Origin of the sequence: Nocardia sp. NPDC005745 (assembly GCF_040630775.1) — a bacterium.
Lineage (GTDB): Bacteria > Actinomycetota > Actinomycetes > Mycobacteriales > Mycobacteriaceae > Nocardia.
In genome coordinates this window covers 197,790-208,502 of sequence record NZ_JBEXYF010000012.1, presented here as the reverse complement: position 1 = coordinate 208,502, position 10,713 = coordinate 197,790, and the positions used below count along the sequence as shown (strand labels likewise).

The following is a 10,713-nucleotide window of genomic DNA, read 5'->3' as shown; positions in this document are numbered from 1 at the left end:
CTCCCGGTTTCGAGCGAAGCGAGACCGAGCATGTTCCGTTCGCGGCCCGGCTCGCGTCCGAGTGGCCGCCGCGTCCGCGACGAAGTCGCCAGCGGCGGTCACTCGGACGCGAGCCATAAAGGGGCCGTGAACACGCAGCGCCGCAGGCGCTGCAAATCAGATAGAGCCGGGCAGATCCAGGACCAAGCGGATTCCGCCGAGCGTGCCTTCATCGAAATACGCTCGGCCACCGTGCAATTGGGCCTGCTGGGCCACCAGCGCCAAGCCCAGGCCCGAGCCGCCCTTGCTCGCCTGGCTGCCGCGGAAGAAACGGTCGAAGACGGCTTCGCGCTCCTCCGGTGGGATGCCGCGGCCGTTGTCGTCGATCGAGATCACGATGTGACCGCCCCGCCCGCGGTGCGCGGAGACCAGGGCCTCGGTGGCTCCGCCGTGTTTGACCGAGTTGGCCAGGGCGTTGTCCACCGCCAGCCGCAGCCCGGCGGGCAGGCCGCGGGTGACCAGTTCGGCGTCGGAATCGATGCGCACGGTGAGGCCGGGGAAGTGTCGCATGGCGTCGTGTGCGGCTTGGTCGCACAGGTCGCCGACGTCGGTGGCGACGTGGTCGCGCTCGTTGGTCAGGTCGCCGGTGGCCAGCCGCTCCAGCGCCGCGAGCGTGGTCTCCACGCGGCCCTGGCTGCGTTGCAGGTCGTCGAGGATCTCGGCCCGCTGCGCCTCGTCCAGGTCGAGGGTGCGCAGCACCTCGAGGTCGGTGCGCATCGCGGTGAGCGGGGTGCGCAGCTCGTGGGCCGACACGGCGGCGAAATCGCGGGCGGTCTCCAGTGCAGCGGCGGTCTGGGCATGCGCCTGATCCACCCGCTGCAACATGGTGTTCACCGCGTCGGCCAGTTGCTCGGCCTCGTGCACGCCCGCGCCCTCCACCCGCGCCTGTGGATCGCGGGGATCGGGATACGCGCTGCGCGCGCCCACCTGCCGGGTGAGCCGCACGATCGGACGCACCGCCGCGCCCGCGAGCAACCAGCCCAGTCCCGCGGCGGCGGCGATGGCCAGCAGAGCGCCGCCGAGCACCCACCGTTGCTGCTCGGCGGTGGCCTCGGCGGCGCCCGCTGCGGGGATGCCGAGCGAGACCACGCGGCCCGCGGGTTGATTCTCGGTGGTGGTCATGATCCGGTACGGGGTGCCGCTCACCGCTACGGTGCGGGAACCGGTCGGCTGCGAGGGCAGTTCGGTGGGTGTGCTCGCGACGACATCGCCGTTGTCCCGGACGGTCACGGCCATGTCGTTGTTCAACCCGGTCAGACTGATGAACCGGACCGCGAGCTGCGGCTCGATCAGCACGATCCGCGCCGCGACGGCGAGCTGCTGGTCGGACTGCTGCACGTTGTTGCGCTCGATGGCGCGAATGCTGATCAGGCTGATCAGGGTCACGATGATGATCGCGCCCGCGGCCGCCGCGCCCGCGACCCGGGTGCGCAGCGAAAACGACCGGCTCCGACGGGTTTCCGGCGATGCGGCGGCGGGCACGGTCATTTCGGTGCTCGGAGCACGAATCCGACGCCGCGGATCGTGTGCAGCAGCCTGGGCGTGCCGTCCACCTCGAGTTTGCGGCGCAGGTAGCCGACGAAGACGTCCACCACGTTCGTGTCGGCGGCGAAGTCGTACCCCCACACCAGTTCCAGCAGACGCTCCCGGCTCAGCACCACGCCGACGTTCCTGGCCAGCGTGGACAACAGCTCGAATTCCCGCTTGGTGAGCTCGATCTCGCGGCCGCGCAGCAGCGCGCGATATCCCGCGACGTCCACCTCGAGCGGGCCGACGGTGACCGCGCCCGGTGTGGTGGGGGCGGGTGCGTCGGACCGTCTGCGCAGCAGCGCCCGGATCCGTACCACCAGCTCCCTCAGCACGAACGGTTTGACCAGGTAATCGTCGGCGCCGGACTCCAGTCCGGAGATGCGGTCGTCCACCGACGCACGGGCGCTCAGTACACAGATCGGCACCTCGTTGCCCATCGCGCGCAAGGCGGTGACCACCCCGGCGCCGTCGAGCACGGGCATGTTCATGTCCAGCACGATGGCGTCGGGCGCGTTCTCGTTCACGCTGCGCAGCGCTTGCGCGCCGTCCCTGGCCACGAGGACTTGGAAGCCGGACAACCGCAGCCCGCGCTCGACCGAGGCGAGCACGTCCTCGTCGTCGTCGACAACGAGGACCGTCGGATTCGGGGTCGAGGTCACGTCATCCATTCTGCTCCCCGCCTCCGGTGAAACTCCGCGTTGTGCGAGTCGGGCACGCGGGATACGGGTTCACGTCCCGCGCGACGACCCGCCGGGGTGCCGGAGCAAACCCGGCGAGTCGTCCATGTCCGCGCGGAATCAGTAGTTGTGGCAGGTCTCGGCCACGACCCGGATCGTGTCGCGCAACTGCGCGGTCCGCGGGTCGTTCTCCGCCTGGCGCACCGCGTCCGGGTTCTCGTCGATGGCCCGCCGCAACTCGGCCCGGCGCTGCTCGACCGGCTGGTCGAACCTGCGCTGCAACTCGGCCTTCTGGCGCGGGTTCGCGTCGAGCACCGCGGCCAGCTGCGGCGCCTTGTCGTGCAGCGCCGCGTCGACCTGGGCGAACGAGCAGTCCGAGGTCAGCAGGGGCTCGGCGTATTCCATCGGGCCCGCGCCTGCGATGGCGGGGCTCAGGAACAACGTGACCGTGGCGAATCCACCTGCGGCGAGAGCGGCGACGGCGGGGCGGCCTACGGAACGTTTCATGATGTGTTGCCTCCAGATCATCGATTCGGTTTCGGGGCGGTCTCGAGGCTATTTCGAGCTGTTGGCACCGATCTGAACATCCTCTGAGGAAACTCTGAGGACGTTGCACCGGCGATATGGAACCTAGGACGGCACAACCGGATCGACGTCGGGCGCCACCACGTCATCGGTGTTCTCGCTGTTGTCGTCGGCCGGGTCCCGCCACTCGGGACGCGCCGCGCGGATCTGCTGCTCCAGCGCCGCGAGCACGCTCGGGTCCTCGATGGTGGAGGGCACTTCGAACGTCTCACCGGAGGTGATCTGCCGGATGGTCTTACGCAGGATCTTGCCCGACCTGGTCTTGGGCAGCGCCGTCACGACGACGGCGTCGTGCAGCGTGGCGATGGCGCCGACCTGGGTGCGTACCCGCTCGATCAGCTCGTCGCGCAGGCGGTCCGGATCGATGTCGACACCGGACTTGAGCACCACGTAGGCCAGCGGCCGGTGCCCTTTGAGTTCGTCGGGCAGCCCGATCACGGCGCATTCGGCGACCGCCTCGTGCCCCGCGATGGCCACCTCGATGCTGCCCGCCGAGAGCCGGTGCCCGGCCATGTTGATCACGTCGTCGCTGCGGCCGAGGACGTAAAGGTAGCCGTCCTCGTCGAAGTAGCCGGAGTCGCCGGTGAGGTAATGACCGGGGTAGGCGGAGAGATAGGAGCGCTCGTAGCGGGCGTCGTCGCGCCAGAGTCCGGTGAGCGTGCCGGGCGGCAGCGGCAGGCCGATGACGATGTTGCCCTCGGTATTCGGCGCCACCGCGTTGCCGGAGGAGTCGAGCACGCGTAGTCGGTAGCCGGGTATCGGTACCGAGGCCGAGCCCGGTTTGATCGGCAGGCGTTGCAGGCCGAGCGGGTTCGCGCAGATCGGCCAGCCGGTCTCGGTCTGCCACCAGTGATCCACGACGGGGCAGTCCGAGCGACCGGCGAGCAGGGTTTCCTCGGCCCAGGTGTAGGTGGCCGGATCCAGGCGTTCGCCCGCGCAGAACAGGGCGCGCAGTGAGGACAGGTCGTGGTGGTGGGCCAGCTCGGCGCGGGGGTCCGCCTTGCGGATGGCGCGCAGCGCCGTCGGGGCGGTGAACAACACCTCGACTTTGTGCTTGTCGACCACCTCCCAGTACGCGCCGGCGTCCGGCGTTCCGACCGGCTTGCCTTCGTACAGCAGCGTGGTGGCTCCGACCAGCAGCGGCGCGTAGACGATGTAGGAGTGACCGACCACCCAGCCCACGTCGGAGGCGGCCCACATCACCTGGCCCGCGTGGATGTCGTAGATGTTGCGCATCGACCAGGCGAGGGCGACCGCGTGCCCGCCGTTGTCCCGGACCACGCCCTTCGGCTTACCGGTGGTGCCGGAGGTGTAGAGGATGTAGAGCGGATCGGTGGCGGCGACCGATACCGGATCGGCCGCGGGCGCGTCGCGCACCGCGTCGTCCCAGTCCAGCCACTGCGCGGCCACGGTCTGCGCCGAACTCGGCAGGTACTCGGTGGCGGGCTGCGGCGCGGGGAAAGGGATCGTGTCGAATTGCGGCCGCTGCTTGACGATCACCGTGCGCGGCGCGGTCGTCTCGGCCAGATCCAGCGCCTGCAACACGATGGGCGGGTATTCGATCTTCTTGCCCGGTTCCAGGCCGCCGGACGCTGTGATGATCAGCACCGGCTCCGCGTCATCGATGCGGGCGGCCAGTTCCGGCGCCGCGAAGCCGCCGAACACCACCGAGTGGACCGCGCCGATGCGAGCGCAGGCCAGCATCGCGATCACCGCCTCGGGGATCATCGGCAGGTAGATCACCACCCGATCGCCCGCCGAGACGCCCAGCCGGGCCATCGCACCGGCGAACCGCGACACCTCGTCGAGCAGCTCGGCGTAGGTGTAGACGACGGTGGCGCCGATCATGGCCGAGTCGTAGATCAGGGCGGGCTGATCGGCGAGATCGGGGGCGCCGGGAGTGGTGGGGTGCACGTGCCGGTCGAGCGCGTTGAAGGAGGTGTTCAGGCGAGCGCCGGAGAACCACCTGGCCACCGGGCGGGCACCGGTATCGACGATCTGCGTCGGAGGCACGTCCCAGTCGATCGCTTCGGCCGCGCCGGCCCAGAACTCGGCGGGATCCACCAAGCTGGTCTGATAGGCCGGTCGATACTCGTGCCGCACGTTCAACCCCGTGACTCCCTAGCCTCGCCTCGATGCCCGCCTCGATAGATCTGGTTGATTGTGGCAGACTTCACGCGACGCCCGGGTGGGTGCCGCTACCTTTGGTTTTGCCTGGAACTGGCAGGTCAATGATCGCGACATCACGCCCAGTCACCCAAGAAGTTATTGATCCGTTAGAATCTGATGTCACTTATTTGGGCCGTCGTAGACGCAATTTCTCGGCCAGCCGCAGCTCTCGGCCAGCTCCACCTGTCGAGCCAAGCACGCGAATGTGGAGGTTCGGTTGATGGCGCGTGGTAGAGGCCAGTTTGGAAAGTGAGTGGGAGATGCGTGACGCCGCTAGGTCCGGCAGCAGCCGCTGGGCTCTGGGCAACTGGGACCTGCGCTGGAAGGTGACGGCGGTGCTCGCCGTGCCTCTGGCGGTCGCGGTCGGGCTCGGCGTGTCCAGGATCTCATCCGAGTTCGCGCAATCGAACCGGCTCGCCGACATCTCGGAGAACGTCGCGGCCATCCCGATGGTGACCGGGCTCAGCGCGCAGACGGCGACCACTGCGAGTTCGCAGATGGTCACGCTGGCGCCCAACGTGTCCATTGTGACCGATCAGAACCTGGCGGATCTGGACAAGGCGATCGCCAACGCGGAGAAGGCGGCCGACCGGCTGAGCACCGTTCCTGGTGCGCGTGCGTCGTTGGAGAGCATGCTCAACCAGGCAAAAGCCGTTCGGGCCCAGGGTAAGAACGCCACCACCGGTCCGGCCTCGGATACCGTCGCGTTGATCGACCGCGTCCGCAACGACAGCGTGCACATCGTCGAAACCACGGTCGGCCAGGTCAGCGACGGCGGGGTCGACGCGGCCAAACTACGGCTGGTCGACTCGCTCAACACCCGTGCCGCGCTGGTCAACGTGGTCGCGTCCTTCCCGGAGGTGCTGCGCAACCAGCAGACCGGCGTGCAAAGCTTCCTCATCGCCTCCAGCACGGAGCGTGCGCTGCTCAACGTGGTCGCGCACCGCTTCCCGGACGGCGATACCTCGATTGCCGATCTGCGGGCAGGCATCGACACCAGGGTCGCGCTGTTGAGCAGCCCGCAGGCGCAGGCGGGCCAGCTCCCGATCGGTGATCTGAAGAAGTCGCTGACCGACAGCCTCGCGGTCTACGAACACGTCGTCGGCAAGTCGACCAAGGACATCGACTCCGCGATGAACTCGCTGGTGACCACCGCCCAACGCGACGCGTGGACCTACACTGCCGTCGTCATCGCGACCATCCTCGCCGCCCTCCTGCTCGCGGTCTTCGTGGCCCGCTCGATGATCGTCCCGCTGCACCGGCTGCGGTTGGCCGCGCTGCGCGTGGCCGAGAGCGACCTGCCGCACGAGGTCGCCCAGCTCCGCAACGGCGCCTCGCCGGAAGAGGTGCCGCTGGAGCCGATGCCGGTGCGCAGCACCGAGGAGATCGGCCAGCTGGCCCGCGCGGTCGACGACATCCACGGCCAGGCGCTGCGCCTGGCGAGTGACCAGGCGAAGATGCGTTCGCAGGTCAACGACATGTTCGAGACCCTGGCGCGGCGCTCGAAGTCGCTCGTCGACCATCAGCTCACCCTCATCGAGGCGATGGAGTACGACGAGAAGGATCCGCGCCTGCTGGAAAACCTCTTCCGGCTCGACCACCTCGCCGCCCGCATGCGCCGCAACGGCGACAACCTGCTGATTCTGGCCGGCACCAGGCAGCGCCGCGCCAAGTCCGCCCCGGTCGAGATCGCGGACGTGCTGCGTGCCGCGATCTCCGAGGTCGAGGACTACGAGCGCGTGAAGCTCGGCGCCACGCCGCGCGGTTCGCTGAAGGAACCCGCCGCCTCCGACCTCGCGCACCTCTTCGCCGAGCTGCTGGACAACGCGCTGCGCGCCTCGCCGCCGGAGACCGACGTCAAGTTCACCTTCGCGCAGGCGCACGATCAGGGCCTGCTCATCGAGGTGGCCGACCGCGGCATCGGTATGCCGCCCGCCGAGATGGCCGACATCAACCACCGCTTGGAGCAGACCGCCGAGCCGGGGCCGGACACGGCCCGCCACATGGGTCTGTTCGTGGTCGGCAGGCTCGCCGAGCGGCACGGTGTCACCGTGCGGCTGCGCCCGACCTTCGACACCGCGCGCGATCCCGGCGTGACGGTGACGGTGCACGTGCCGGTCGGACTGATCGTCGCGGGCAAGCCGAGCGCGGCGCAGGCCGTCACTCCGCAGCCTCAGCCCGTCATCCCGCAGCCCTCGCCGCAGGCCGCCGCGCCGCAGCGTCCGTCGTCCATGCAGATGCGGGCCGTCACCCGGACTCCTGGGGGCAACGTCATGGTCACTGTCGATCCCGGGGTGAGCGGCCCGATTCCGGTCGCCGGCGCCAAGCCAACCGGCACGCCCAGCGGTCCGATCCCCACCGGCCCCGGCGGACTACCGCAGCGGCAGCCGGGTTCGGCGATGTCGTCGAGCGGTATGCGCTCGGAGGCGCAGCAGTCGGCGACCAGCCTGCGGCCCGCGCCCGGACAGCAGGCGCCGAGCGGTCCGCAGCGTGGCAAGCTCGCCGCGGCCAACCTGCCCAAGCGCACTCTCGCCCCTGGCGGTCCGCCGCCGCGCCAGCCCGGTGGTCCCGCGGAGCAGTCCGGTTCGGGCCTGCCGCCGCGTGACCCGAACTCGGGCGAACTGCCCCTGCGTCAGCCGGGTGCCAATGGTGTGCCGCAGCCGGGCACCGGTCTGCCGCAGCGGCAGCCGGGTACCAACGGCGTGCCGCAGCGGGACGCGTCCAGCGGCCTGCCGCAGCGCGAAGCCGCTTCCGGCGGTCTGCCGCAGCGCGACCCGGCGAGCGGTCTGCCGCCGCGCGAGACCGGTTTGGGTGGTCTGCCGCCGCGGGAAAGCGGTTTGGGTGGTCTTCCGCAGCGTGAGCCGGGTTCCGCCGGTCTGCCGTCGCGTGAGCCGGGTCCGACCGGCCTACCTCAGCGGCAGCCGGGTTCGAACGGTGCGCCGCAGCGTGACTCCATTTCCGGTGGCTTGCCGCAGCGTGAGTCGGCTTTGGGTGGCTTGCCGCAGCGTGAGCCAGGTTCCGCCGGTCTGCCGTCGCGTGAGCCGGGTCCGACCGGTTTGCCGTCGCGTGAGCCGGGTTCCACCGGTTTGCCGTCGCGTGAGTCGGCCTTGGGTGGTTTGCCGCAGCGTGAGCCGGGTTCGACTGGTCTGCCGTCGCGTGAGCCGGGTCCGACCGGTTTGCCGTCGCGTGAGCCGGGTTCGACAGGTCTGCCGCAGCGTGGCTCCGCCTCCGGTGGGTTGCCGCAACGTGAGTCGGCCTTAGGCGGCTTGCCGCAGCGTGAGCCGGGTTCGACCGGTCTGCCGTCGCGTGAGCCAGGATCGACCGGTCTGCCGTCGCGTGAGCCGGGTTCGACTGGTCTGCCGTCGCGTGAGTCGGCTTTGGGTGGTCTGCCGCAGCGCGAGCCCGGCTCGACCGGCCTGCCGCCGCGGCATCCGGCGCCCGACCTCCCGCAGCGCGACGCCGCGCCCGGTGGTCTGCCGCAGCGCGAACCCACCGGCGGTCTTCCGCAGCGGGATTCCGGCGCCCATCGCCTTCCGCAACGCGATTCCGTCAACGGCTTGCCGCAGCGTGAGCCGGGCTCCGGCGCGCTGCCCGCTGTCAACGGTCTTCCGCAACGGGATTCGGCTTCGAACGGTCTGCCGCAGCGTGACGCGACGGGTGGTCTGCCGCAGCGCGAGGCGGGTGCGGTGAACGGTCTGCCGCAGCGTCCGCCCGCACCGTCGGGCCCGCCGCAGCGCGAGAGTGGGTTGACCGGTCTGCCGCAACGGCAGCCGGGCGCGCAAGCGCCGCAGCGCCAGCCGGTGCCGCCGGGTATCGCGCTGCCGCAACGTGGCCAGCACGCCGCGAGCGAAGAGCAGCCCGCCACCGCGCCGGGGCGCGATCCAGGCAAGCACAGTTTCCGGTCCAACCCGGCCAAGACGGCCTCGTTCTTCCAGACCAGGTTGCAGCCCGCGGACGAGTCGGGGGCGTCGATGGGCGGAACGCCGATCTTCGCCGAGATGATGTCGGCGTGGCTGTCTGATCCCAACGCGGATCGGTCCCAGGTGGCCGCCTCCTTCGAATCGCCGGGTGACGAAGGTTGGCAAGCGGCTCGGCGCGCCAGTGAGGCGCGGCCCGAGACGAAAACGGCTGCCGGCTTGCCGCAACGCAATCCGGGCGGAAGGCTTGTCCCCGGCGGCGTAAGCGGTGCGGCGGATCGGGCGCCGCGCCGTGACCCAGAAACGATCAGGTCCAGCTTGAGTCGTCACCAGCAGGGCGTCCGGGATGGCCGCGCAATGAGAGCAATGAACCTAACCGGAGATAAAGGAGACCGATGAACCCCGATCTAGGTGGTACGAATCGTCAGCTGGATTGGCTGGTTTCGAACTTTGCCAACGAGGTTCCTGGCGTAGCCCATGCCGTCCTGGTCTCGGCGGACGGCCTACTCATGGCCGCGAGTGCGCAGCTGCCCGTCGACCGCGCCGAACAGCTCTCGGCCGTCACGGCCGGTCTGGCCAGCCTGTCGGTCGGCGTCTCGAATCTGTTCGAGGGCGGCACCGTGCTCCAGTCCGTCGTGGAGATGGAGCACGGCTACCTGCTACTCATGGCTGTCGGCGACGGTTCCTATCTCGCGGTGCTGACCAACACTTCGTGTGACATCGGTCAGGTCGGTTACGAGATGGCTCTGTTGGTCGAGCGTGTTGGCCAGACTGTTCAGGCCACGCCACGCGTCACGATGGGTTCCTGATGGTGGGATGGACATAGAAGATCACCGCGTGGGGAGCGCCGAGCCGAGCCTCGTACGCCCGTACTCGCTGACCGCAGGCCGTACCAGGCCCGCGGTCGAGTTGGCGTTGGAGGCTCTCGTCGCATCGCATCCGGTCGCCCTCGAGCGGCAGTTCGAACTGACCAACATCGAGACGTCAATCGTGGAGTTGTGCAGAGAATCGCCGTCCGTTGCCGAGGTAGCAGCCCGATTGGGCATCCCTATCGGGGTGGCCCGTGTGCTCGTGGCCGATTTGATCGAGGCCGGGCACGTACGCGTATCGGCGACTTTGAAAGACGATTCCAGCGACGATGAGCGTCGCGAGCTGATCGAAAGGGTTCTCAGTGGACTCCGGCGTATTTGATTCGACGGCGCAGGTCGACACCCGTACCAGCAAGCCGACATCGGCGAAGATCGTGGTCGCCGGTGGCTTCGGCGTCGGGAAGACCACGTTGGTCGGTGCTGTGTCGGAGATCGTTCCGCTGCGCACAGAGGCGTTGGTGACCAATGCCAGCGCCGGGATCGACAACCTGACCGGTATTCCGATGAAGTCGACCACCACGGTGGCGATGGACTTCGGCCGGATCAGTCTCGCCGACGATCTGGTGTTGTACCTGTTCGGCACGCCTGGCCAGTATCGGTTCTGGTTCATGTGGGACGACCTGATCCGTGGCGCCATCGGCGCCGTCGTGCTGGTCGACACCCGCAGGTTGGAAGACAGCTTCGCGGCCGTCGACTACTTCGAAGCGCGCGGCCTGCCTTTCCTGGTGGCGCTCAACGAATTCGACGACGCGCCGCGGTACCCGATCGAGGACATCCGGCAGGCACTCGCCGTGCCCGCCGATGTGCCGATCCTGTCCATCGACGCGCGTCGTCGTGAGCCGGCCAAGCAGGCGCTGGTCGCGCTCACCGAGTACGCGCTGCGCAAGGTGATGCAGGGCTACTGAGTGCTCGCGCGGCTCGCCGGAG

The 10,713-nt window shown here is 69.3% G+C and carries 8 protein-coding genes; 4 read left to right on the top strand and 4 right to left on the bottom strand.

Features of this window, described 5'->3' with window-relative positions:
* Positions 1–156: 156 nt before the first annotated feature.
* The 4 genes from ABZ420_RS15480 to ABZ420_RS15465 form a co-directional block, all read right to left on the bottom strand.
* Entirely contained in the window at positions 157–1,527 is a 1,371-nt protein-coding gene (locus ABZ420_RS15480; protein WP_357122427.1) for a HAMP domain-containing sensor histidine kinase, read from the bottom strand.
* On the bottom strand, positions 1,524–2,237 hold the full coding sequence (locus ABZ420_RS15475; protein WP_357122424.1) for a response regulator transcription factor: 714 nt from the start codon (positions 2,235–2,237) through the stop codon (positions 1,524–1,526). Before ABZ420_RS15475 ends, ABZ420_RS15480 begins: the two co-directional genes overlap by 4 nt.
* A gap of 129 nt (positions 2,238–2,366) precedes the next feature.
* Complete coding sequence (locus tag ABZ420_RS15470; protein ID WP_062968882.1) at positions 2,367–2,753, bottom strand: hemophore-related protein; 387 nt, start codon at positions 2,751–2,753, stop codon at positions 2,367–2,369.
* Positions 2,754–2,876: 123 nt separating this feature from the next.
* Positions 2,877–4,940 carry an AMP-binding protein gene (locus ABZ420_RS15465; protein WP_357122421.1) on the bottom strand — a complete coding sequence of 688 codons (2,064 nt, stop codon included), beginning with the start codon at positions 4,938–4,940 and terminating at the stop codon, positions 2,877–2,879.
* A gap of 320 nt (positions 4,941–5,260) precedes the next feature.
* Between ABZ420_RS15465 and ABZ420_RS15460 the strand changes: the two genes are divergently transcribed.
* The 4 genes from ABZ420_RS15460 to ABZ420_RS15445 are packed head-to-tail and all read left to right on the top strand — an operon-like array spanning position 5,261 to position 10,691.
* On the top strand, positions 5,261–9,316 hold the full coding sequence (locus tag ABZ420_RS15460; protein ID WP_357122418.1) for an ATP-binding protein: 4,056 nt from the start codon (positions 5,261–5,263) through the stop codon (positions 9,314–9,316).
* Positions 9,313–9,726 carry a roadblock/LC7 domain-containing protein gene (locus ABZ420_RS15455; RefSeq protein WP_011207200.1) on the top strand — a complete coding sequence of 138 codons (414 nt, stop codon included), beginning with the start codon at positions 9,313–9,315 and terminating at the stop codon, positions 9,724–9,726. The genes ABZ420_RS15460 and ABZ420_RS15455 overlap by 4 nt, the downstream gene beginning before the upstream one ends.
* Before the next feature lie 7 nt (positions 9,727–9,733).
* Positions 9,734–10,108, top strand: coding sequence for a DUF742 domain-containing protein (locus tag ABZ420_RS15450; protein WP_014981573.1), 375 nt, complete (start codon positions 9,734–9,736; stop codon positions 10,106–10,108).
* On the top strand, positions 10,089–10,691 hold the full coding sequence (locus ABZ420_RS15445) for an ATP/GTP-binding protein (RefSeq protein WP_174186021.1): 603 nt from the start codon (positions 10,089–10,091) through the stop codon (positions 10,689–10,691). The genes ABZ420_RS15450 and ABZ420_RS15445 overlap by 20 nt, the downstream gene beginning before the upstream one ends.
* The last annotated feature ends 22 nt before the right edge of the window (positions 10,692–10,713 follow it).

Coding starts and splice junctions, on each gene's coding strand:
- ABZ420_RS15480 (WP_357122427.1), bottom strand. CDS start 1,527: ATGACCGTGCCCGCCGCCGCATCGCCGGAAACCCGTCGGAGCCGGTCG.
- ABZ420_RS15475 (WP_357122424.1), bottom strand. CDS start 2,237: ATGGATGACGTGACCTCGACCCCGAATCCGACGGTCCTCGTTGTCGAC.
- ABZ420_RS15470 (WP_062968882.1), bottom strand. CDS start 2,753: ATGAAACGTTCCGTAGGCCGCCCCGCCGTCGCCGCTCTCGCCGCAGGT.
- ABZ420_RS15460 (WP_357122418.1), top strand. CDS start 5,261: ATGCGTGACGCCGCTAGGTCCGGCAGCAGCCGCTGGGCTCTGGGCAAC.
- ABZ420_RS15455 (WP_011207200.1), top strand. CDS start 9,313: ATGAACCCCGATCTAGGTGGTACGAATCGTCAGCTGGATTGGCTGGTT.
- ABZ420_RS15450 (WP_014981573.1), top strand. CDS start 9,734: ATGGACATAGAAGATCACCGCGTGGGGAGCGCCGAGCCGAGCCTCGTA.